We start from the raw sequence: 21,646 nt of genomic DNA, 5'->3' as shown, positions 1-21,646 counted from the left end.
AAGGTGCACCTCTTCCCCTTTTATTCTTCTCCTCTATTCAAACAGTTTTTATTTTGTTATGATTTTCCTTAAAATATTGGGAGCTGATTTGATGACTTCGCTTAAACAATCGTTTAACTTTGTTGCCGATTCATATGAAAAATACAGACCGACTTATCCAACAAAGCTTTTTTCAGATATTATTCGATATGCAAACCTGGACGCAAAACAAAATCTCTTGGAGGTAGGAAGTGGAACAGGTAAAGCTACAGAGGGGTTTGTAAAACAAGGCATCTCAAATGTCACATGTGTTGAATATGGACAAAACTTAGCTGAGCTGACTAGAAAAAAGTTTTCATCGTATCCAACTCTTCAAGTGATCCACTCTAGTTTTGAAAACTGGAATCATCCAGAAAAGGCTCAGTTTGACCTTGTATATTCTGGAACAGCTTTTCACTTTATCCCTCATGAGGCAGGGTATCAAAAAGCTGCTTCTCTTTTAAAAAACAATGGAGTTCTTGCACTCTTTTGGTTTGTTCACATTCCTTCTTATGAACCCGTATACCAGTCCATTCGAGATGCGTATGAATTCTTTGCTCCCCACTTGGAAGACAGCAGTGCGCCTACACTAGCTGAATTTATTGAAGAGCGGAATAAACTGACACTGCAGTCAGGAGCTTTTCAAGAATTGTGCACACATACTTATACATGGAACCAAACCTATACAGCCAAAGAATATATAGGGCTATTAGATACACATTCTGGTCATCAACTATTGCCTCCTGAACAAAAAGAACCGCTCTACCAAGAAATTTCAAAAGCAATTTTGGAGCAAGATTCGGGTGTAATCTCCAAAAAACATGCTGTGGCATTGTTTCTAGCAAAAAAGAAATACGAGTAACTATTAAAAGAAATATTCTTCCCCCTTCAAATGTCCTGTTTTCTCTTTGTCCTATTTATTCCTAGGAAAGCTGTACTATTGTTTCGACAATAAAGAGGATATTTATCGATTGAGAGAGAATTATGGAGAAAACCTAGAAGGGAGGAAAAGAAAATGAGTGAAGTGATCATCCGTCATCTTGTGAAACGTCATTTCACAAAGAAAAACATACAAGATCAGCATCTTCAACAGCTGCTTGTCCATTTTCTTCTTTCAGCAAGGAAAGACAAACATTAAAATAGATAAAGATATCGCCATCATATAATCCTTCATTAAACAAGAGTATCTGATTTTCAGCAGATACTCTTTCTTATTTTTGGCTGTTTAGTGCGTTCGTTAATATTTTCAGAGCTTGCATGATCGTGTTTCTTTCAAATTCAGAGAGTCCTTCGATATTTTGATTTAGACGTGTACTTAAAATACTATTCAAGTGAGATAATGTACGGACACCTTTTTCTGTTAATAGAAGGAAAGAAATTCTTTTGTCATTTGGATTCACTCTTTTTTCAACAAGACCTATTTTTATTAAGGACTGCACTTGCCTGCTGAATGTCGTAATATCTACACCGACGTTATAAGCGATTTGTTGCATGGAAGGCTGTGAGTGTTTGCTGATTTCATAAAGGATATGACTATGTGTTAATGTTAGATTTTCTTCTACCAAGCGACAGCTGTTCTTTTGCAACGTTTCATATTTTCTACTCAAATTCTGCAACAGATCTCTGACATCCTCCATAAATAAACACCACCTTGTTTTCACTATAAGACATTCTTCTGAAAATTAAAATAATGTTATAGAAATAACGCAATAACCTTTAATGAGTATTTCCACCTAATTATCTACTATAATTCGTGTTGTTTTTGGCAAATTATGTAGATAAAAGCATCTTTTTAGTAAAAAAGACTCATCTACTTGCAAGTATTTAGGTTTAACTGCCATTATATCCGGGTACCCCTTAAATATAGAGATAAAATGTGGAAATAATTTGTTTGGGGGTATCATTGAATATGTACAGAGTGGAGCATAAACGCAGTAAATTAGGTATGTGGCTCGAACAGCATAATAAAGATACTGAATGGCTGACTCGAACGTCTGGTATCGAAAGACAAACGATAGAAGAGCTCGCCTATAATCCAAATAAAAATCCAAGAATGATATGTATACGAAAGATTTTATATGCGGTAAAAAAGGTTGATCCTACTACTAAACTTAGTGATTTATGGGAAATGAACTAATTCAAGCACCTCAGACTAAAATGAGGTGCTTGTTTTTTTATGTTACTCCATCAAGTTATCTACTTTTGTTTTCATAGATCCTATTACCGTTTTTTTGTAACGAACAGCCAGCAATAGGACTTTTAATCGTTTACTAAGAGACAGTTCATGAAAACGCGGATTCTCTTTAAGAAAGCACTTAATGATTGAAAGCGCAGCTGGACTCACCTTTTTGAACAATTTCTTATCTTGTTCTTCCCTCTCTTTACTTAAGCTCTGCAGCCAATTTTTTGTCTCTTTTTTCCTAGGTTGTTCATCAATCAAACATAGCGCGTATTTATTTTTTGTGTGTTTTGTTAAATATTCATAACGGTCATTTCCACAAATAATTTTGAATCCATTTTTCTTATCTTGCTTAACTACAAGCATGTGCATAGAATCCCACATCCTATTTTTAAGCATCTTCACATGATCCGTTAATCTAATCGTGTAATCTGGCTTTATTTTAGTTAGATGTATATATTGAACATTCAACTTCATCTCAGATCTCCTTCTTTCCTGTGGAGTTATCATGTATGTATACTATGAAAGTAAGTGTACGTAATGTGCCTATAAATTCTTCTGTAGGTTGCTATTGAAAGTATTTGATTTCCGCTCCAATCAACCATTAATGAAGTAATTTAATTAAGATGAAACCGCAAAAATCAAATTTGCAGTATGTAAAAAGCCACTCCTCGCACGTTTTAATTAACGTAACGAGGAGTGGCTATTTTAGTGTTTTTATGCTGCTCTATTTTTTCTTATAAAATTACGAATATCGCGATTTCCGATAAACTTTTTAGACTGCTCACACCAAAGCTTAAAGGTTAATGATTTTAAGCTAGTAAGCAGAGTAAGTGTTGGTACATCTTGAAGTCTTGGATCACTTTTATGAGCTTTTTCCAAGTGATAGTTCGGCACACGCGAGTTCAAGTGGTGTACATGGTGAAAACCGATGTTCCCTGTAAACCACTGTAATACTTTTGGCAGTTTATAGAACGAACTTCCTTTAAGAGCAGCTTCCACATAGTTCCATTTTTCGTTATTTTCAAAATAACCATCTTCAAACTGATGCTGAACATAAAACAACCAAACTCCAGAGAAAGTCGCAATGTAGAAGATTGGGAGTTCAACCAATAAGAAAGCTTTCCAACCAATCGTAAAACCAACTGCTAATACGATTGTTACTAGAGCAATATTCGTTAGCCAAACATGCACTTTTTCCTTCTTAGAAGCGTTCTTCGCGTTAAATCGATAATCAATCAAGAAAATATATAATGGTCCAATCAAGAAGAGTACGATCGGATTTCGGTATGTTCTGTATTGTAAACGTTTAAACCAAGATGCTTCTGCATACTCTTGAAGCGTCATCGTCCATACATCACCAACCCCACGCTTTTCAAGGTTTCCGTTTGTCGCGTGGTGAGTTGCATGGCTATTCTTCCATTGTTCATACGAACAGAACGTAAACAGACCTGTAAAAATTCCAACGATCTGATTGGCTTTTCTGCTTTTGAAAAAAGAATAGTGTGTGCAATCATGAAAAATGATGAATGTTCGAACTAAAAAGCCAGCTGCCGGCACTGCACAGAGCAATGTCAACCAAAATGATATATTTAAACTCAAATAAGCCAATACCCATAAAATCAAGAATGGTCCTACTGAATTAACTAACTGCCATACACTTGCAGATACACGCGGGCGCTCAAATGGTGCTAATTTTTTCTTCCATTCACGAATGTCGTACTTCGAATGTTCGCTCATTAAATCAGTCTCCTTTAACTTCACATCTTCCCTATCTTATCACACATTTTACATTTAGCATCCACCTATATTTGTCGAATTGTGAACTTATTATATGACTTGGTACTAAAAATACATAAAAACCGGCCCCTCACAAGAGAGGAGGCCGGTAAAATAAAGTTAAATTTTTTTATTTTTTTGCGTTGATGTAAAGCTTGCCTGATGCTCGTTCACTTGTTTTGTTCCCGTAATCATCTGAAGCAATCACTTCAACTACAGCACCAGGTGCTTTTACATTAGTAGTTGCTGTGTAGTAACCTTCGTAATGGCCTTCAGACGTTTCACGCATTGGAAGTTCAGTTGCGTTCGCCACCCCACCAGCATTTGTCAAAGGCATATGGATTACGAATACAGCATCCAATCCTGGAGCACTATCAAATTCGATCTTCACAGACTCCCCGCTCTTCAGCTCTTTGTCTGTGTCTGGTTTTAAGTTCTCAACCACTGGAGCTTCGAACTTCGCATAAACCGTTACAGTCTTCGAGTGACGATTTCCTGCTTTATCAAGTGCAACCACTTTGATTACATTTTCTCCTTCATTTAGAAGCATGCGGTGACTGTAGTTGCCATCTTCGTCAACTTGCGCTTTTTGTCCGTTAACCTTTACCCAGTCAAGGTTGGTTTCATCAACTGTACCTTTTACCGTTACAGATTCACGGTTTGTCTTCATACCATCTGCCGGTGATGTGATACTCACTTTTGGCTTTGTTTGATCGAGCGTCACAGTTACCGGAGCCGATTCATCTGTTGAACCGCTCTCAGTAAAGGCTTTGGCCGTTAAGGTGTTAGCGCCCTCTTCTAGCGTAACTTCAGCAGAGAACGTACCTTCGTCTGTCGTTTCAGCAGTAGCTACTTCTTCACCATCTCTATAGATTTCAACCGTTGTGGTTGGAGCAGCATTACCTGTAACTGTTACTTTTTCTTCATTTGTAAAAGATCCATCGACTGGAGAAGTAATAGATGGTGCAGTTACTTCATAGTTTACAGTCGCTCTGATCATATAATTACCTTCTTCTTCTGGAGATTGAGACCACGCCCCACTCAAACTCTGGAAGCTTCGTCCTGACCATTCTCCATCTTCATCCGTTGCAAGACCTGGTGTGTTAGGGTTCGCAAAGTTTTGGATGTACACCATATAGAAGTCTCCTTCTACCATGATGCCGTGCTGACTTAAGTCAACATGTGTCCATTCTCCGTTACGTAATGCTGTAGCATCAAAAGGTCCAGCGAGCTTTTTACCTGGTGTCCCATCTGGTCCACTTGCATCGTATACAGCTACTTGGAATGCTGTTCCACCTGGCACTGGCCATTCAGTATCCCAGAATCGGAATAGTCCACCAGTTACTGCTGCTTTTTCATTACCATCTGTTAAAGACATTTTAACTGCCCAAGCATTTCCTGCTGCGTTCCATGCACGAGCATTTTCAGCTGTACCGTCGTCATACCCAATCTCACCTGGGTAACCGATGAAAGGTTTCAACGCGATATCTTGATCTGTTGTTTCTCCACCAGAAACGGTAACAGAAACTTCTTCTCCATAATAAGAAGGTGCAAGTACTTTAAGCGTGTATTCGCCTTCATATGCAGAAATCTCATACGTACCATCTTCATTCGTTTGAACAGGTGAAATTGCCGCATCTTCCATGAGCATCACGGTAGCTCCTGAGATTGGTTCTCCTGTCACTTCATTCGTAACCGTACCAGAGACAGTTCCTCTTGGAATTTCTTCTAGTGTAAAGTTTGCACGTGCCGTTCCGTCTGCTTCAAGAGTGACTGATTGTGTTTGCGAACGGAAGCCATACGCCTCTGCTTGTACAGTGTAAGTTCCTGCCGCATGCGTTAAGCTATAAGAACCATCTTGAGGATTCGTATAAACAGAACGTCCTGTTTCAAGAACACTCACTTCTGCACGCATAGGAAGAGCTAGTGGAGCACCATTACCATCTTTTGAAGGTTCTTTTTCAGATGAAGGTTTCATCGGCTTGATTTTTGAAGGATCTACTTTTGGTTTTGCTTGTGACATAGGTGCTTTTTCAACCGCTGGTGATCCGCCAAGTTTTGCTTTTTTCGTTGGTGTGATTGGTTGGTCATGCAACTTCACATCATCTAGGTACCAGCCTGCTTTAACTACTGAACCGTCAGAAGTTACATTGAATGCCACGTAAATGCGTTGTCCTGCATATTCACTTAAGTCTACTTCTCCGTCAATCCAACCACCAGAAGTAGAGTTTACACGAAGCTTTTGTGTCCAGTTTTCCATATCTGTTGAAACGAATACGTGTCCATAATCATAGTTACGTTCTAGATCGTGCCACTGTTTGAACTGAAGATAAGTGTTACCTTCAGGAAGATCAACAGGAGGCATAACAAGTGTCATGTTTGCACTGTTCGCATAGTTTCCAGCTAGACTTGAAGCATATACCTTTTCACCAGAGAATGCTGCACCCGGCCCGCTTGTTGGTACACCATGCTCCCAACTGTTATTTGCTCCGAAAGATGTCCAGCCTGTAGGGTTTCCTTCAAAATCCTCACTGTAACCTGAAGAGATTCCAGGTAGCAGTGCTATTGTATAGTTATCAGTTGAAACGGAACTGCCTCCAAAATCAATGGCTGTCCATTTGTAGACAATGGAATCACCCATTAATGCTGATCCCGGAATAGAAGCGCTGTACGTACCGGATTGATAATCTCCACTTGTACGTTCAGCTGTCACATCTGACCAGGTTCCGTCTTCGTTTTGATAGCTTAGTGTAACTGAAGTAACACTAATGTTATCTGACACTTCAGCATCAAGATTTAATGGCATCTCTTTGTAAGATTCTGTTGGTCCTTCGTGTGTGATGGAAGGAGCTTCACTGTCCTCTCCTTCTTTCGTTACAGTTCCCTCAATTCTGCCTAATCCAGTGACTACTGAGGATACGGCTGTAAATGCATTCACAAGTCCATGTCCATATCCATTGTTCGGAGATTCAGGGAAAGTAGCATCTGTTAGAGGAGTTGCTGAATTCAATAAAATCTCTTCAAGTTCTTCAACAGTCAGACTCGAATCAGCTTGCTTCAATAAAGCAACTACTGCTGAAACGTGGGGTCCGGCCATTGACGTACCATTCCAACCACCTTCATACGCACTTCCAGGAACCGATGAACGGATGTTTACTCCTGGCGCTGAGATTTCAGGCTTTGTTTCGTCATATGGAGAAGGTCCTTGCAGCGAGAAGCTTGCTAAAGTGTTATTGATATCCGTTGCACCTGTTGCAAAGGATTCTGGATAGTTTGCAGGAGTTGCAACTGATCCCGGGCCACCTGGGTTAAAAATCGTCGTGTTACCAGCAGAGAATTCTGGAAAAATCTCAGCTGAACGCCAAGCTTGTACCATCTCTCTGTACCATTCATCAAGTCCTGCTCCGCCACCCCATGAATTGTTTACAACATCAGGCGCTTTTTCAGGATGCGGATTACCTTCTGCATCTTTTGGTGCTAAAATCCACTCACCGGCTTCAAGAAGATCAACATCCGTTCCACCTGAAGCAGAAAACGCTTTTACTGCGATCCATTTTGCTCCTGGTGCAACACCGATCTGATTGCCTCCGTTTGGTTCAGCACCTACCATAGTTCCCATCGTATGCGTACCGTGTCCATCATCATCATATGGAGCAGCTTGTCCACCAACAGGGTCGAACCAGCTAAATTGATGATCTGCTGCATCTGGATTCTGAGGATCAAACCCACGATACTTTTCTTTTAATGCTGGGTGATTCCATTGAACACCTGTGTCAATATTGGCAACAACTGTTCCAGCGCCATCAATACCCATTCCCCAAACTTCAGGAGCACCTACGCGCTCGATGTTCCATTCAATAGAAGAGGTATCATTTTTCGGTTGAACTTGTAGTGATGAATTTGGAAGTTGTTTTTCTGGAAGTTTTACAGAACTTACGGGTTGAATAAGCTGTCTTGTTTCGTTCGGAAGTACTTTTTCAACTTCTGGGAAAGCTGCGATCTCTTCCATTACTTCTTTTGTCGCCGTTACGGCCATACCGTTAACAACATAAAAAGATTGGATTTTTTCAGCTTTACCTGCTTTTTCTTGTTTTTCTAAGTATTTTTTTGTGTGCTGTTGAGTTTCTAGCGCATTTGCGCGAAGTGTGGAAACGATCGTAGAACGTTTCATTAATTTTGTTTGATTAGAAGAAAGTTTTTGAGATTTAGCTTCTTTAGCAGCTTTTTTCGCTACTGCAGCTGTATCTACTTGTTCTTTAAACTTAATGAGGAATGTAACTTTATCCTTCTTGCTGAATTGCTCGTTTAGTTTCTTTGCTACCTTACTAGTCTTGCCTTCTAACGCTGCCTCTTTCGCTGAAGTAGAAGCCTTACCCTTTGTAGTAGCAGCATTCGCTTGAGATGGGAACATCATTGGAACAATCATTAAAAAAGCTAAAAATACGGAAAGCCAACGTACTTTTCTTCGTTTTTTACTCATGTAACTTTTCCCTCCCTGATCTATTTGTTTTTGGTTGATCTAACCTAGCAAGATTTCTGTCACACCTCCTGTATCTTTTTATGAAAATATAGTAATTCTTTGTTGTTATATAAAGGTTAACGGAAGGGTTCTGTAAGATTATGTAATATTCTGTCGCAGAAAGTACTACTAATTGGAAAATAAATCCTTTGTATGACTGTTATTTTCCTAACTCGTGACTTTTGTTTAGTCATTTTTTTCGTTTCGATTATTTTTCATAGATTACAAAACTTATGGCACGGTACATATCTACTTATTTTTGTAATATAAAATAAAGTAAGTGAAAAATGAGGACTCAGTCCCTTTATCTATGTTAAAAAGAAACTATATTAATTCCAATTTTTTCTTTGTTTTTTTCAATGACAGTGACATAAGAAGATTCACCAATTCATCAGTGAGACATATTTCCTTTCTTAGATGCAGGTCATTTGTCGGAAAAAGCGATATATGTACCTATTAAGGTAATAATCTATTACTTGGAGTAAGATGGTTTCTAACAACATCTTAACTTTGATTATTAGAAGATGTCGTTTTTTGACAAAACTTCCGACAGCAAACAAAAAAACCTCCCTCAATACGAGGAAGGTTAAATGCTATTCTGGTCGTTCTAACGAAAAAGTTTCTCCAAGCTTTACATAATTTGTTCCTGCTAATCTGCCAACAGGCTTAAGTTTATCAGCATCTATTCTGCCTTCATGGTAAAGTTCATCTGAGATATGATAATGAACTACTCTTCCAATTAACAGGTCAGTAGATGGTTTATCTGGTGTGCCACCTAGAGGAATAATCTGTTCAACAACACATTCCATACGTATTTTCGATTCAGCGATACCGGGAACACCCACTTTTTCCGATTTAACTTTCGTTAGTTTCGCAAGTTCAACTTCACTCTGATCTGGCTCAAGGTTAGCTGCGGTTTGATTAACAGCTTTAATATACGTTTCGTCTGGAATATGAACTACGAATTCAACTAGCTCTTCTGCATTTCGTGACGTATCCTTCTGTATTCCATCCTTCCTCCCAATAGAGATCGCGATCAAAGGAGGATTGGAAGTTAACGCATTAAAATAGCTGAATGGAGCAGCGTTGAGTACACCTTTTGATGAAAGGGTTGTAACGAACGCAATCGGTCTAGGAATAATACTTCCGGTTAGAAACTTATAGTTCTCTTTTACGGATAATTCTTGAGGATCGATGGACTTCATGAGCCTTCACCTCCTTTAATCTTTTTAAAGTTCTTTTCGTATGCATCAAAGATCTTGTAAGCAGTTTTTAGGCTTAAATCGTGACAATAGACTACCTGTATAATCTAATTGCACTATATTTTGACTTAATTTTAACAAAAATGACTTAAAGTAAGTTTTGTCTGAACCAATCAGACGCTTCTTCTACCTCAGCTCTTGATAGCTGATGCCCCATGTTATCCCATTTCAGATGTACTTTTGCGCCCGCGTTGTTCAACAATTGTTCCAACTCTTCCGTTTCTTTAGGCGGACAGATTGGATCATTTTTTCCTGCACCGATAAATACAGGAAGTCCATCTAGCTTTGGAAGCTCAATTCCTCGTCTAGGGACCATCGGATGGTGAAGGATTGCTCCTTTTAATGCTTTTTCAAAGTGAAAAATTAAACTTCCTGCAATGTTAGCACCGTTCGAATAGCCGACTGCTACTACTTGATCGCGGTTAAAATCATACTTGTTTGCTGCTTCTTCAATAAAGTCATAAAGTTCTTTTGTGCGAAAGATCAGATCTTCTTCATCAAAAACACCCTCTGCTAAACGACGAAAAAATCTCGGCATGCCGTTTTCAGAAACATTCCCTCTTACACTCAATACAGATGATTCTGGTGAAATCATTTCTGCTAACGAAAGTAAGTCCTTCTCATTACCTCCTGTACCGTGTAATAGCAGAAGTACAGGTTTGTTTAAATCTGTTCCTTTTTTGAATAGATGGATCATCAGTTATCCTCCTTTAAAACTCTTGCTTCAGCGGGTTGTAGATGATTCTCAATCTGTTCTCGATGAGGCTCAAGCCACGGTGGAAGCAATAATGCCTTTCCTAACTCTTCTTCTGGCTCATCGCGGGTAAACCCTGGTGGGTCAGTTGCGATTTCAAAGAGTATACCGCCTTCTTCACGGAAATAAATAGCGTTAAAATATTGTCGATCAATGATTTCTGTTACTTGAAACTCTTTTTGTTTCACATGTTGCTGCCATTGTTCATGCTCTTCATAAGATGATGCACGCCAAGCGATGTGGTGAACTGTTCCTACTCCACTCACCCCTCTTGCTTCAGGTGATATTTTGATATCAATCACATTTCCAATATCACTTTTTGCATGAAATCGGATGTAATCTCCGTCTTGCCCCACTTTTTCTAACCCCATCACTTCTGTAAGAGCTCGCTCAGTCTCCTGTGGAGCTGCTGACAGATGTACAGCTCCACCAAACCCTTTGATGGCATGTTGAGGAGTGACTTCACCAAATGACCATTCGCTATTCTTGCCTTTTTGTCTTGCAACAATTTCTAGCCGCAATCCATGAGGATCGAGAAATTCTAGATATTCTTCTTGAAACCGGATTGTCTTTTTATACTCTATCGCGAACTTCACAAGCCTTTCTTCCCAAAAAGGTAAAGAACCTTCTGGTACAACAAAGGATGTAGTTCCAACCTGACCTGAGCCTACTCTTCCTCTATAAGCATCCGGCCACGGAAAAAACGTCATGATCGTTCCTGGACTTCCTCCTTCATCTCCGAAGTAAAGGTGGTACGTTCCTGGGTCATCAAAGTTTACAGTTTTTTTAACAAGTCTAAGGCCAAGAACACCAGCATAAAAATCTACATTTTCTTGAGGATTACCAACAATCGCAGTTATATGGTGAATCCCATCAGTGTGCATCATCATGTTCAAAACATCCTTTCAATATCATGTAACTTATTTTTTGTAAGTTAAGTATATGATTCATTACTTACTTTTGTCAAGTAACTATATTGAATTGATTGAAATGTATGTAATTATGGATGAAATCTATAGACTCTTTTTCATTATGTACGTACAAGAGTTCACATAAGCCTATACCCCTTAATACTTCTATGAAACAACACGCAAGAGGAGTTGCTTCAGAATAACTGTAATAAAAATCCACGTAGAATCTGTAGATTCCACGTGGACAAAATGTGAATTGTTGTATTTGTTTGGGGTCAGACCCCTTCTTAGAAGTCGAAGTTGTCTGGGTCTGGACCGATGCGACGATCTTCATTTAACGCATCAATCTTTGCCATATCTTCTAGAGATAATTCAAAATCAAAGATATCTGCATTTTCGACGATGCGGTGTTGTTTAACGGATTTCGGAATCGTTACTACTCCATTTTGAACATCCCAACGAAGGATGATCTGAGCTACAGATTTTCCGTGTTTCTCTGCTAGTTCGACCAATGACGGCTCTTCTAGCAGCTCACCTTGCATAAGCGGGCTCCATGCTTCGAGCTGGATGTTGTTATCTTTACAGAATAAGAGTAACTCTTTTTGTGCCAAACGCGGATGGTATTCTACCTGGTTCACCATCGGTTTGACCTCACAATCTGCCAAGATATCTTCTAAGTGATGCACTTGGAAGTTCGATACACCAATCGCTTTTACTTTTCCGTCCTTGTAAAGCTTTTCGAGTGCACGCCACGTTTCTTTATACTTGCCTTTTACCGGCCAGTGAACAAGGTATAAATCCAGATATTCTAGTCCAAGTTTGTTCATGCTCTCTTCAAACGCTGCAAGTGTTGACTCATAGCCTTGATCTTTATTCCATACTTTTGTCGTGATGAACAATTCTTCGCGAGCAATACCCGCTTCTTTTATAGCTTGTCCAACACCTTCTTCATTTTTGTAGATAGCAGCTGTATCAATACTTTTATATCCCGCTTCAATTGCCCATTTAACAGAATCAATAACTTCTTGTCCTTCTTCAACTTTAAATACACCAAGTCCAAACCACGGCATCTCTACTCCGTTGTTCAAGACCGTCGTATCTTGCAATGATTTAATCGTTGTCATCTGCTTAATAGCCTCCCATTTTAAAGCCAAATTTTGTTCCTAAAAAGATATTGTCACATTCTGCTGTATAAAGGAAACATTTCGACTTTTAGAAGGTATTTAAATCCTTCTATGGAAGTAGTATCCAACACAATATGAAAATGGGGTGTTGGTGTGAAGGACAATCTGATTCAATTTAAGACGAAAAGCGAATCATCTAAATCTATGCCTGAACAAGAAATTACCCTGATTCAGGAGATACGTGAACTTTTGTCAGAGTTTCACTGTAATTATCCTTTAGTAACAAAAAAAGCGATTCTACTTCGTATTGATCAACTAACAGATGAACTCATCTTCAATAAACGATAATTAAAAAGAAAATTGCCTTTGATACACATTCAGCAAAACATCTAGCTCTTGACTACACTTAACCGTTTCATTGCTGGTTAAGCCATTGCGATCCGCAACTTCTACCAGCTTCTCTTTTTTTTCTTTTATACATTCCATGAGAAGAGAGTTATTCCATTCTTTTTTCTCCACGAAAATCCGCTCCTCTTGTGTCATTTTTAATTACCTCTTGGCTTATTATGACCTCTTTTTTTATCCTTGAAAATAGATTCACCAAAAGAAGAAGTAATCTTACAAAAGCGGACAATTTTTTACATGACCTATCGTCAGAAATACCCAATATTTCCTTCAATATGATCCAAGATTCAGCCGCATTCGCCTACTTTCTTACGCATAACACTAGCATTTCCACTTGCAAAAGAAGCTTTTTGTTAGTCTCTTTTCTATGAATTCATTTCCCTTATAAAAGATGGCTGTTTTCGTAAGCTTTGTTGCTTTTGGAAGTGTTGATTTCCTTTCCAGGCTGCTCGCTTTCCACGGGGCAGACGCTGAGCCATATTCGTACGTTTCACTCTTAAGTGTCTCAGCTGTCTAGTTACAGTGGCTAGCCCCTCGAGGTCAAAAGTTAAATGGTCCACAAGGCAAAGTGCGCCTTGCTAGCCCATTCACCTTTTGCTTGTCGGGGCTGAACGAGCCACTTTCACTTTTCGGACTGTCCGTCTTAAGAAGTTCCTTGCTCCTGCGTCTACAAGTGATGCTTCGTAGTAAGCTTCCTCGTCGCATGCCTTGCAAGGAGTATCTCATGTGGTAGGCACGCATTTTCCATTCCAATCAATTTTCAAAGGTGACAAGGAGTTCAAAGCAACATCTTTTAGAAAAGAAAGTAAAAGAAAAAAAGGATGGGCGACTTCCCATCCTTTTAACCTTTTTTGTCATTATAATAGTTTACAGAGTACATTGCTCCTTCTTCTACCATCTTGTTGTCATCAACATCCATTGGATCAGGATGACCTGCTTTATTGATAGGTAGTTGAGTTCGATCAATGTGATGTGGACGAACTCTGCGTTTCATATCTTTAAATTTCATTTTCGTTTTAATGCGGTTTGGTTTGAAGGAGAGCCATACTAACGCTCCTGTACCAAGTCCAATCAAGGCCCAAGATTGTGTTTTCAATAATTTACTCGTAGTTTTCATTTGAGTTTGAGTTGTAGTTTGCATGAATAACGCCTCCTTGCTTACATTTACCCCATTCAAATGCAAACGTAACATCACATTTTTGTTTCAATTATTACATTAGCCTATTTCCTTAAAATCTAATCATTTGTCCATACACGCTTTCCGGAGTTTACATATACTGTATCGAAGTCGAAAGTACACTTTTAAGGAGGAGTTTTTAGAATGTATGCAAATTCACCGGTAAATGCTTCACTTGCAAACGCACCAATGTATGGTGGCGGATATGGTTATTGTGGTGGCGGAGGTTATGGCAAGAGTTTTGCGATCATAGTAGTTCTATTTGTCCTTCTCATTATTGTTGGCTGTTCGTGGGCATATAAAGGCAAAGATTGCTAAATTTATATGCAGGAAAAAGAGGTGCGGATCTGGTATCCGCACCTCTTTTGTTCACATAAATGGTTTTGCTGTTTTCTTAAGTGAATATGTTCTTACAAAATCAATAAGTCTTGTGCTTATCCACTGACAGATTAATGCAAATAATATGATCTGCATGCCTAGTGTTAATGATGTACCTAATAACACGCAACTATTGATACTAAAAAGAATGGTACCTGGTTTCTTACCCGTCCATTTGGAAAGAATTAGCGCTACGATATCCATACCACCTGAAGATGCTCCAAATCGAAAGAGTATACCCACTCCTGTTCCGAAGATAATACCTCCATATACAACATCTACTAGTGTACCGTTTAAAGGATTTACAAAATGAGGAGTCAGCCAATCCACAACGATGGATGTGACAGCTACACTATAGATGGTCCACAATGCCGTTTGTTTTCCAAGCTTCTTTATCGCCAGCAGCAATAATCCAAAATTTATACACCATAACGTTAAACCAAGAGATACATCAAAAAAATAATCATTCAATATTGCAATACCCGCCACACCACCAGAAGGGATATTGTGAGGAAAAAGGAATGCTGCCATAGCTAGTCCTTGCAAGAAAGCTCCGATCGTTAACCACATGATTCGCTGCAAAACAAAAACCCTTTCTCTTTCGTACTTATACACTCCTACATATTAGACCTCTGCACCTAAAATGCAAGCTATTTTACAAAAAAAGCACATATAAATGAAAGTATCATCATATCTTTTTTATGATTACTCCTTTTTAGAGGAATAGGGCCCTGTTCATCTCTTTTGCGGGAATAACACGAAATGTGGGAACAGCAGAAAGGTGGACAAGAAAATTGACACAACACAATAAAAGAGAAATTGAGATGCTTGAGCAAAAAGCGCGCGAAGAGCACAAAGAAGCTGAACAAGCTCGATCGGTAGTTGGAGATGTCTATATTCAAAAAAAGTTTCATGAAAATCGTTCCGCTGTTCAACCTAAAAAGAGTAAATAAAGAAAGCAGTCGGATGACTGCTTTCTTTATTGTCTCCTATATTTTATGATAATGAACCTGTTCCAAGATTACGTAATGCATCAACTGCACCCCTGCTATCTTCTCCAGTTGCAGAAACGCAACAGACCCCTTGCATGCCATTTAAAAGACTCATACTAAGGTGGCTTTTAGCATTGATTCTTAATGTATTGCACTCAAAAAAAATCTGGCATTGTTCAAACTCATTCGCTTTGACCACCATCTCATGAATCCAAGTTGGTCGGATTTTCTCTTGTACCATAAAGTAAGTTTTCATTGTTCGACCCTCTTTCAGTCCTCTTCATTTTTTATTTTACTAGCGAAATGTAAAGAGCATTTTAATCCCATGTTAGAGTTTTATGGCTTATGCATCTAATTTATGAAGAAACTTAAAAATAATGGTATGAAAAAAGAACTAAATTGCAACATTATGTGTAAAGACTTAAAAAGGAGTAAAATGATGGCTTATTATATTGCATGCGATTACGATGAACCGGATCGTCAAAGTTATAGAGGAATCGTAATCATAGATACATTATCAAACGAAGTAGCACATCGCTTCTTTTCAGGAGACTTTAATCAAGATTTCCAGGAATATAGAAGTTGGCTGGAAGATACCGAGCCTTTTTACTTTGAAGGTGACAGTTTATTAAATTTCGTAGGCGATCTGCATGATCCTGCATTAAACGAAAACGATGAATATTATCACTAGCAAATAACTAACAGGCATTTTAAAACACCATTCAAAAGTTGAATGGTGTCTTTTCTTCCAACATATCTAGTCTTTATTCGTAGAATCAATAATTCGAATTGGATTTCCTGTTGCATCTCGGTAGATGGCATACCTACCTGGAGGAATTGTACAAGGTAATTTAACAAAATCTAGCTTTCCTTCATGTTCATGATAAAAGTCATCTACACTATCTACTAAAAACACACCGCCTGGTCCTAAATCATGCTCATCTTCTTCTATCATCAGCTGCACTTCACAATCTTTCATCGACATTCCGAGTACTTGATTACCTTCACGCCAGGCTTCAGTCATGCCTAGACCTTCATAATATTGCTGTGACTCTTGTAAATCTTTTACTGGGTGAAACAAAAACGCGAGCTTCATATCAATACCCCCTCGTAAAAAATTCGTGATCTTGTGCTAGATTTATATTCATTTTTAATATTTTGTATTCGTTAAATTCCCTCTCTTCTTCTTCATTTCCTGCTCATTTTTTTAAAAAGCTTTATTTTAGAAGACTGTTTTCGTAAACGTTGTTGCTCATAGAAAGAAGTTGATTATAAGGCGTATTGTTTTAAGCGACTCTTTAAAACATTCTATAAGATTAAAATAAAAGACTGACCCCTTTTACACGAAACTGTGCACTATGGAATCAGTCTTATAAAACTTAATACGGATATGGCGGATATGGGTATGGCGGATAGACAGGATAGATTGGATACGGTCGTGGCGCTAGTGCTAGACCTGCGATTGCTCCAAGTGTTAGTCCTACAAGTGCCGGTGCAAAGAAAACGCGATTGCTGCTTTCGTCCTGACCATCTGAACTATACGGTAGAATATACGCTTTACTCTCATCTACGTGTTTAAGAACACCATGATATCGTGTGCCACAATGACAATCAATATATACCGATCTGCCTATATATCGACGGCACAGGTGATACGTTTGGTATGACAAAGGGGTAAACCTCCCAGCTTGTTTTTGCCTTCTCTACACCATATGTCCAACCTGTTATTTTGACAGAGACAAGAGTCTATCGTTATTTATTTTTCTACAATCGGCTGCAGAACGAGATGTTGATTCTTTGGCCAGTCATTCTTATGAAGTACTGTTTCGTGATACTTTCCAGTGGCCCAATCTTCTACTTGATCACTGTACCAGGGACTCAGAACATGACCAGATTGACCTGGTCCCACCACGTGATAAGACCTTGACGTATCAGACATATCAATTACTGAGCGCCAAGCTCCACCGTGCGTGATGCTTCCAGTTTCACGATCCCATCCGGCTACACCCACTGTAACTCTACTTCCACCCATACTTTGTTTATCAGGGTTAAATAAAAGATTTAAAGGTTTGATCGCAGCAAGAGGGTGTTCAAATGTTAGTGTATGAAAATCTCCCCATTCCCACTTTGTTGGATCTTCACCAAATTTTTCTGTTAAATAGGTCATCATCAATTCAAAAGATCGTTGAGTAACTTTTTCTAACCCGCCATTCTCTTTGATCCATGGGCCAGGATTCCCAGAGTTCGCTCTCCTTATGAGTTCATCCACCACTTGTTCTCTGCCATCAAACATTTTCAGCATCTCTTCACTGATCTCATCCTTGAACAACTCATCACTAAAATGGCTCATCCAGATATGGAAGATTAATGGAGCTGCACTTTCCTTGCTGTCCGTTCTGTTCCAATTTTTCAGAAGTGCTAAAACATCTTGTTCCTTATCGTTCAATGGCTTCTTCATAACCTGTTGTAGTAAAATAGGCAGCATTTCTTCTGCTTGCTTGTTTTTTTGATCAAACTGCAGAGATTGCATATCACTTACCGTAAGCTTTTCCTTCCCTTCAAGAACTTCTACGATCCGTTGCTGTCTATATGGTTGTGCAAATGTATCCGAAATATGAAAAGGATACGAATCAGCAGTAACCTTATTGTTGGCAGTAGCAATATATCCTTTTTCAGGATTAACGCTTGTTGGCAGCTTATCCCACGGGATGTATCCTTCCCATTCATATTGATCTGTCCATCCAGGAACAGGAAGTGACGTATACTCCTGTTTACGAATGGGGATCAATCCGTTTGCTTTATAAGCAATCGTTCCGTCTGTACTCGCAAAAACAAAATTCTGCGCCGGTGTATGAAACGATTTTAGTGCTTTTTCGAACTGATTCCAGTTTTTTGAACGATTCATCATAATTACAGCTTCGAGCTCTTTGGAAGGTTGAAGAGCTGTCCACTTTAATGAAAGAGCTGTACCTGGTTTATCGTGATGTGCAAACTCTGAGATAACCGGTCCATGTCTTGTGATCACAACTTCGTGATCTACATCCACTTTGTCCTTTACTTTTATTCTTTCTTTAACTACATCAGCTTTTTCCCAGTTTGCCATGTATTGAAATTCATAAGAATTCTTCGGGTTTCTTTTTTCTACGTATAGCTCTTGAACATCTGGACCAACATTCGTAACACCCCAAGCAATCGTCTTGTTATGGCCCACAATGATTCCTGGTATTCCTGCAAATATAACACCAGAAACTTCATAATCAGGAGCCTTTAGATGGGCCTGATACCATATTGACGGTGTACCCAGTGAAAGGTGTGGATCGTTGGCCAGAAGCGGCTTACCTGATTCTGTTTTTTTGCCCGCAACTACCCAGTTATTACTTCCATTATGATAGTTTGGAATAATCGCCTCTGCGAAACTTTTCTCAAAATCAATGCCTTCTGTTTTCAGATCATCTACTATTGTCGGCGCATTTTTCGGATAACCCGGGAATAAATCAAGAGCTTTTTCATCTGTAAACGTTTCCATTAAATAGTATCGAAATGCTTGTCCTTCCCAATGCCCACCAAGATCAAAAGCCATATATTTACCAATTACAAGCGAATCAACGGGCGTCCATTCCTCCGGCTCATATCCAACAAGCAAAAATTCAATAGGCAATGTGTTATTTTTCTTTGCCTTGTTCAAATAAGCGTTCACACCATCTGCATACCATGAGAGATATTGTTTCATTTCGGGCGAGTACTCATCATAAGAAGCTTCTGCTGCTCTTCTCAAACCAAGTGTTCTAAAAAATTTATCACGGGTAAGTGTCTTTTCCCCGATAACCTCACTGAGCATTCCTGATGCCTGTCTTCTGCTCAAATCCATTTGAAACATTCTGTCTTGAGCGGTTACAAAGCCTTGAGCCATGAATAAGTCTTTCATTGAATCTGCTTCAATATGGGGAACACCATCATTATCTCTGTAAACATCTACTGTTGCATGAAGTCCGTTTAGAGGAATTGTCCCATTAACTACAGGCTTACTTTTTTGAAGCAAAAAATAAGCAGTACCTGCTGCCGCTGCTAGAATTACAACGATAGCAATTCCAATGATAACTAAACTTTTTTTCCATGATAGTCGTTTAACGGACTTTTTTTTCTGCAGTGTACTCTCCACCTATAAACCCCCTGCCACTACAATCTTCCTAATTACATTCTATAATGTGACGGATTTCCCTGTAAAAAACTGAGAAAAGTAAAAGAATTGAATTACCTCAATACTTTTCGCCTAATTTCTTTATATATAGACAGGATTTTTAACAAAATGTCGAATACCTCAACAAGCAGTTTATGACATAAACGATAAGGAGAATTAAGATGGCTAAAATTGTAGTGGATTTTCAACTTAGTCATGGTGATGCGAAGATTACAGAAGGAAACATCGTGATTGTTAATATCTATCCCAGTAAAGCCAATCTCCACGAACAAGTAAAAAAACTAATCGCCGAACAATTTAACTGTCCTGCTGGAATCATCTCTATTAAACAAATAAAAATGAATGCATAAGTAAATACAATCTATTTGTTTACAATGCATTAATCTGAGTGACAGTGCATGCCTAAAGCCTGTTATTCTTCTAACCGGGATTAGTGAAGGGAAAGATTGCAGCATTCATCTTGTAAAGGTGGAATGCCTGGCGGAAAGTAACCGATCTGGACGGAAATTTACTAACCATAAAAAAAGAGGTGCTTCACTGAAGGAAGCACCTCTATATGTATAGGGGACTTTATTATCTCACCAATTTTCAGATCACGTAAGTTCCATTAGACGTATACCCCTTGGCCTATGTTCAACCCTTTAATCGGTAAATAAACCGGTGGTTGGACAAGTTATCTTGCTTTTGTCATGCTAAAAATACGGTTTAATGATACTTTCAATCTCACTATCCTTCATATTACCTGCAATCCCAGGAGTTTGAGTAAAATATTTTACTGCTTCACCGCAAGATAGACCTATCTGATTAAGTCCCTTAGCAATTGTAATGAGATAAGTTGCTGGCGGTGGATTCAAAACCTGTTCATGCATATCAAGGTTGCAAGTGAATGTAACCATCGGATATCCTTGATTCTCCCCTAAGTAGACCATTCGGCTATACCAGCCTTGCCCAAAGTGGATATATCCTTTTTTGATCACTTCCTCCAGATCAGCCTCTATCTCATCACAGCTATTTTCTTGAGCTGTTACATCTAAAAACTGCTCAACAGTGACCAAATACTTTCTCCCATACGTCTCGTAAGCTTCATTTCTTTCATGTCCGATAAAGGCAACACCACCTTCCCCCCATTTCGTTCGCTCTCTCGCGAAATATAAGGGATATGGTAGAACTGCTTTGCCGTTCTTCAGCGGCATGGCTGGATTTCTGCAACCTCTTTCCCTTTGAGTAGAACCTTCTGGCTGATCGCCAAGAATATAACATAAAAAACGATGTTCCATTAAATTTGATCCATAACTGACATACCAAACATAAGACGTGTCCAACATTTAATCCTCCTTAAAATTTTCCTTGAATAATAGTCATGAACAATGTCATTTTTTTATACATTGATATACACAAGGGGGATGAAAAAAATGAAAAGAAAATGCTTACTCTTCGTATTTAGCTTATTTATATTTCTTTTCGCGATGTTCCTTGCTACACCTGTTATTTAATTCGATTTTAAAATTGAATAATTTATAGGTCTTTTGATCCACTCCAGTTAAAATAGAAAAAGAATTCGCTTTCTAACATTAAATGATATTGGTAAAATAATCCTAATGAACTAAATATAGTTATTAGAAATAGTCTTTCCGATTCTTGTTTCATTTTCATAATCGGGATAAAATGGTAAACATACAATACTTTTCCTTCTCTAGTTTCTGTACGAGTCTTACTCCTAATTTGCAAGGAGGGATGGGGATGACAGTATTTGAAGCGATGTCACTTATGATTGGTTTTTCAATGCTTGTTCTTACCATTATCCGCTCCAAAGATGATTCATAAAGACAGAGAGTTTTGTTTCTTATTCATTCTGCCGTGCAGATGCATGGCTTATTTTTTCGGATAAATTTATCTAAATGCTAAAATTCCCCTGTTATAAATAGTAAAACAAAAACCTTGCTGGAGATA

The 21,646-nt window shown here is 38.6% G+C and carries 25 protein-coding genes; 9 read left to right on the top strand and 16 right to left on the bottom strand.

The genetic code is table 11. From position 1 onward, the window contains the following. Positions 1 to 91 precede the first annotated feature (91 nt). Both P4V41_RS17020 and P4V41_RS17015 read left to right on the top strand, forming a co-directional pair. A complete protein-coding gene (locus P4V41_RS17020) occupies positions 92 to 880 on the top strand; it encodes a class I SAM-dependent methyltransferase (RefSeq protein ID WP_328086354.1) in 789 nt (262 codons plus the stop codon). Between the two features lie 153 nt (positions 881 to 1,033). After that, the gene (locus P4V41_RS17015; RefSeq protein ID WP_255520062.1) at positions 1,034 to 1,156 is read left to right on the top strand and encodes a hypothetical protein; all 123 of its coding nucleotides are present in this window, start codon (positions 1,034 to 1,036) and stop codon (positions 1,154 to 1,156) included. Between the two features lie 73 nt (positions 1,157 to 1,229). On the opposite strand, the gene P4V41_RS17010 is transcribed toward P4V41_RS17015, so the two are convergent. After that, complete coding sequence (locus tag P4V41_RS17010; RefSeq protein WP_328086353.1) at positions 1,230 to 1,655, bottom strand: MarR family winged helix-turn-helix transcriptional regulator; 426 nt, start codon at positions 1,653 to 1,655, stop codon at positions 1,230 to 1,232. Positions 1,656 to 1,921: 266 nt separating this feature from the next. Here P4V41_RS17010 and P4V41_RS17005 point away from each other — a divergent pair, with 266 nt between their 5' ends. Continuing rightward, a complete protein-coding gene (locus tag P4V41_RS17005) occupies positions 1,922 to 2,155 on the top strand; it encodes an XRE family transcriptional regulator (protein WP_328086352.1) in 234 nt (77 codons plus the stop codon). Positions 2,156 to 2,197: 42 nt separating this feature from the next. Here the strand turns inward: P4V41_RS17005 and P4V41_RS17000 are convergent, their stop codons facing one another. The 7 genes from P4V41_RS17000 to P4V41_RS16970 form a co-directional block, all read right to left on the bottom strand. Beyond that, positions 2,198 to 2,674: a hypothetical protein gene (locus P4V41_RS17000; RefSeq protein WP_328086350.1), complete on the bottom strand. Its 477-nt coding sequence runs from the start codon at positions 2,672 to 2,674 to the stop codon at positions 2,198 to 2,200. 240 nt (positions 2,675 to 2,914) lie between these two features. Continuing rightward, positions 2,915 to 3,937: a fatty acid desaturase gene (locus tag P4V41_RS16995; RefSeq protein ID WP_328086349.1), complete on the bottom strand. Its 1,023-nt coding sequence runs from the start codon at positions 3,935 to 3,937 to the stop codon at positions 2,915 to 2,917. Positions 3,938 to 4,106: 169 nt separating this feature from the next. After that, complete coding sequence (locus tag P4V41_RS16990) at positions 4,107 to 8,456, bottom strand: S8 family serine peptidase (protein WP_328086347.1); 4,350 nt, start codon at positions 8,454 to 8,456, stop codon at positions 4,107 to 4,109. A 632-nt stretch (positions 8,457 to 9,088) separates the two neighbouring features. Then, on the bottom strand, positions 9,089 to 9,700 hold the full coding sequence (locus P4V41_RS16985) for a flavin reductase family protein (RefSeq protein ID WP_328086346.1): 612 nt from the start codon (positions 9,698 to 9,700) through the stop codon (positions 9,089 to 9,091). Positions 9,701 to 9,845: 145 nt separating this feature from the next. After that, positions 9,846 to 10,457, bottom strand: coding sequence for an alpha/beta hydrolase (locus P4V41_RS16980; RefSeq protein WP_328086393.1), 612 nt, complete (start codon positions 10,455 to 10,457; stop codon positions 9,846 to 9,848). Next, a complete protein-coding gene (locus P4V41_RS16975; RefSeq protein WP_419181330.1) occupies positions 10,454 to 11,401 on the bottom strand; it encodes a ring-cleaving dioxygenase in 948 nt (315 codons plus the stop codon). The genes P4V41_RS16980 and P4V41_RS16975 overlap by 4 nt, the downstream gene beginning before the upstream one ends. A 308-nt stretch (positions 11,402 to 11,709) precedes the next feature. Next, the gene (locus P4V41_RS16970; protein ID WP_328086345.1) at positions 11,710 to 12,546 is read right to left on the bottom strand and encodes an aldo/keto reductase; all 837 of its coding nucleotides are present in this window, start codon (positions 12,544 to 12,546) and stop codon (positions 11,710 to 11,712) included. 153 nt (positions 12,547 to 12,699) lie between these two features. On the opposite strand from P4V41_RS16970, the gene P4V41_RS16965 reads away from it, so the two are divergent. Further along, positions 12,700 to 12,894, top strand: a complete 195-nt coding sequence (locus P4V41_RS16965; RefSeq protein WP_066391687.1) for a hypothetical protein — start codon at positions 12,700 to 12,702, stop codon at positions 12,892 to 12,894. Here P4V41_RS16965 and P4V41_RS16960 read toward each other — a convergent pair whose 3' ends face one another. Together P4V41_RS16960 and P4V41_RS16955 are read right to left on the bottom strand one after the other, a co-directional pair. Next, entirely contained in the window at positions 12,895 to 13,065 is a 171-nt protein-coding gene (locus tag P4V41_RS16960; protein WP_370568694.1) for an aspartyl-phosphate phosphatase Spo0E family protein, read from the bottom strand. Between the two features lie 727 nt (positions 13,066 to 13,792). Beyond that, positions 13,793 to 14,092, bottom strand: coding sequence for a hypothetical protein (locus P4V41_RS16955; RefSeq protein ID WP_328086342.1), 300 nt, complete (start codon positions 14,090 to 14,092; stop codon positions 13,793 to 13,795). 180 nt (positions 14,093 to 14,272) lie between these two features. Between P4V41_RS16955 and P4V41_RS16950 the strand changes: the two genes are divergently transcribed. Further along, the gene (locus P4V41_RS16950; RefSeq protein WP_289496746.1) at positions 14,273 to 14,446 is read left to right on the top strand and encodes a YjcZ family sporulation protein; all 174 of its coding nucleotides are present in this window, start codon (positions 14,273 to 14,275) and stop codon (positions 14,444 to 14,446) included. Positions 14,447 to 14,497: 51 nt separating this feature from the next. On the opposite strand, the gene P4V41_RS16945 is transcribed toward P4V41_RS16950, so the two are convergent. Continuing rightward, positions 14,498 to 15,088, bottom strand: a complete 591-nt coding sequence (locus P4V41_RS16945; RefSeq protein ID WP_328086341.1) for a YitT family protein — start codon at positions 15,086 to 15,088, stop codon at positions 14,498 to 14,500. Between the two features lie 212 nt (positions 15,089 to 15,300). Between P4V41_RS16945 and P4V41_RS16940 the strand changes: the two genes are divergently transcribed. Continuing rightward, positions 15,301 to 15,459: a hypothetical protein gene (locus tag P4V41_RS16940; protein WP_328086340.1), complete on the top strand. Its 159-nt coding sequence runs from the start codon at positions 15,301 to 15,303 to the stop codon at positions 15,457 to 15,459. Positions 15,460 to 15,502: 43 nt separating this feature from the next. Here the strand turns inward: P4V41_RS16940 and P4V41_RS16935 are convergent, their stop codons facing one another. Beyond that, a complete protein-coding gene (locus tag P4V41_RS16935) occupies positions 15,503 to 15,754 on the bottom strand; it encodes an HPr family phosphocarrier protein (protein ID WP_328086338.1) in 252 nt (83 codons plus the stop codon). A 183-nt stretch (positions 15,755 to 15,937) separates the two neighbouring features. Here P4V41_RS16935 and P4V41_RS16930 point away from each other — a divergent pair, with 183 nt between their 5' ends. Beyond that, positions 15,938 to 16,189, top strand: coding sequence for a hypothetical protein (locus tag P4V41_RS16930; protein ID WP_328086337.1), 252 nt, complete (start codon positions 15,938 to 15,940; stop codon positions 16,187 to 16,189). Positions 16,190 to 16,255: 66 nt separating this feature from the next. On the opposite strand, the gene P4V41_RS16925 is transcribed toward P4V41_RS16930, so the two are convergent. The 3 genes from P4V41_RS16925 to P4V41_RS16915 form a co-directional block, all read right to left on the bottom strand. Beyond that, positions 16,256 to 16,594 carry a VOC family protein gene (locus tag P4V41_RS16925; RefSeq protein ID WP_328086335.1) on the bottom strand — a complete coding sequence of 113 codons (339 nt, stop codon included), beginning with the start codon at positions 16,592 to 16,594 and terminating at the stop codon, positions 16,256 to 16,258. A gap of 283 nt (positions 16,595 to 16,877) precedes the next feature. Next, positions 16,878 to 17,168, bottom strand: coding sequence for a hypothetical protein (locus tag P4V41_RS16920; RefSeq protein WP_328086333.1), 291 nt, complete (start codon positions 17,166 to 17,168; stop codon positions 16,878 to 16,880). 86 nt (positions 17,169 to 17,254) lie between these two features. Then, a complete protein-coding gene (locus P4V41_RS16915; protein ID WP_328086331.1) occupies positions 17,255 to 19,657 on the bottom strand; it encodes a penicillin acylase family protein in 2,403 nt (800 codons plus the stop codon). Between the two features lie 200 nt (positions 19,658 to 19,857). On the opposite strand from P4V41_RS16915, the gene P4V41_RS16910 reads away from it, so the two are divergent. Then, positions 19,858 to 20,046 carry a hypothetical protein gene (locus P4V41_RS16910; protein ID WP_328086330.1) on the top strand — a complete coding sequence of 63 codons (189 nt, stop codon included), beginning with the start codon at positions 19,858 to 19,860 and terminating at the stop codon, positions 20,044 to 20,046. Positions 20,047 to 20,388: 342 nt separating this feature from the next. Here P4V41_RS16910 and P4V41_RS16905 read toward each other — a convergent pair whose 3' ends face one another. Further along, positions 20,389 to 21,018: a hypothetical protein gene (locus P4V41_RS16905; protein ID WP_328086328.1), complete on the bottom strand. Its 630-nt coding sequence runs from the start codon at positions 21,016 to 21,018 to the stop codon at positions 20,389 to 20,391. A 412-nt stretch (positions 21,019 to 21,430) separates the two neighbouring features. On the opposite strand from P4V41_RS16905, the gene P4V41_RS16900 reads away from it, so the two are divergent. Further along, positions 21,431 to 21,520 (top strand): putative holin-like toxin, encoded by a 90-nt coding sequence (locus P4V41_RS16900; protein WP_222122228.1) that lies wholly within the window; start codon positions 21,431 to 21,433, stop codon positions 21,518 to 21,520. Positions 21,521 to 21,646: the final 126 nt, after the last annotated feature.

Source organism: Fictibacillus nanhaiensis (assembly GCF_036213205.1).
Taxonomy (GTDB): domain Bacteria; phylum Bacillota; class Bacilli; order Bacillales; family Fictibacillaceae; genus Fictibacillus; species Fictibacillus nanhaiensis_E.
Note: the sequence above shows the minus strand (reverse complement) of the source record. Positions and strands in the feature narration are given on the sequence as shown.

What these genes read in the sequence shown, in the direction of transcription:
- P4V41_RS16925 (WP_328086335.1), bottom strand. Translation starts at nt 16,594, where the DNA reads ATGAAGCTCGCGTTTTTGTTTCACCCAGTAAAAGATTTACAAGAGTCA.
- P4V41_RS16970 (WP_328086345.1), bottom strand. Translation starts at nt 12,546, where the DNA reads ATGACAACGATTAAATCATTGCAAGATACGACGGTCTTGAACAACGGA.
- P4V41_RS16955 (WP_328086342.1), bottom strand. Translation starts at nt 14,092, where the DNA reads ATGCAAACTACAACTCAAACTCAAATGAAAACTACGAGTAAATTATTG.
- P4V41_RS16935 (WP_328086338.1), bottom strand. Translation starts at nt 15,754, where the DNA reads ATGAAAACTTACTTTATGGTACAAGAGAAAATCCGACCAACTTGGATT.
- P4V41_RS17000 (WP_328086350.1), bottom strand. Translation starts at nt 2,674, where the DNA reads ATGAAGTTGAATGTTCAATATATACATCTAACTAAAATAAAGCCAGAT.
- P4V41_RS17010 (WP_328086353.1), bottom strand. Translation starts at nt 1,655, where the DNA reads ATGGAGGATGTCAGAGATCTGTTGCAGAATTTGAGTAGAAAATATGAA.
- P4V41_RS16900 (WP_222122228.1), top strand. Translation starts at nt 21,431, where the DNA reads ATGGGGATGACAGTATTTGAAGCGATGTCACTTATGATTGGTTTTTCA.
- P4V41_RS17020 (WP_328086354.1), top strand. Translation starts at nt 92, where the DNA reads ATGACTTCGCTTAAACAATCGTTTAACTTTGTTGCCGATTCATATGAA.
- P4V41_RS17015 (WP_255520062.1), top strand. Translation starts at nt 1,034, where the DNA reads ATGAGTGAAGTGATCATCCGTCATCTTGTGAAACGTCATTTCACAAAG.
- P4V41_RS16985 (WP_328086346.1), bottom strand. Translation starts at nt 9,700, where the DNA reads ATGAAGTCCATCGATCCTCAAGAATTATCCGTAAAAGAGAACTATAAG.
- P4V41_RS16930 (WP_328086337.1), top strand. Translation starts at nt 15,938, where the DNA reads ATGGCTTATTATATTGCATGCGATTACGATGAACCGGATCGTCAAAGT.
- P4V41_RS16995 (WP_328086349.1), bottom strand. Translation starts at nt 3,937, where the DNA reads ATGAGCGAACATTCGAAGTACGACATTCGTGAATGGAAGAAAAAATTA.
- P4V41_RS16975 (WP_419181330.1), bottom strand. Translation starts at nt 11,401, where the DNA reads ATGATGATGCACACTGATGGGATTCACCATATAACTGCGATTGTTGGT.
- P4V41_RS16950 (WP_289496746.1), top strand. Translation starts at nt 14,273, where the DNA reads ATGTATGCAAATTCACCGGTAAATGCTTCACTTGCAAACGCACCAATG.
- P4V41_RS16990 (WP_328086347.1), bottom strand. Translation starts at nt 8,456, where the DNA reads ATGAGTAAAAAACGAAGAAAAGTACGTTGGCTTTCCGTATTTTTAGCT.
- P4V41_RS16910 (WP_328086330.1), top strand. Translation starts at nt 19,858, where the DNA reads ATGGCTAAAATTGTAGTGGATTTTCAACTTAGTCATGGTGATGCGAAG.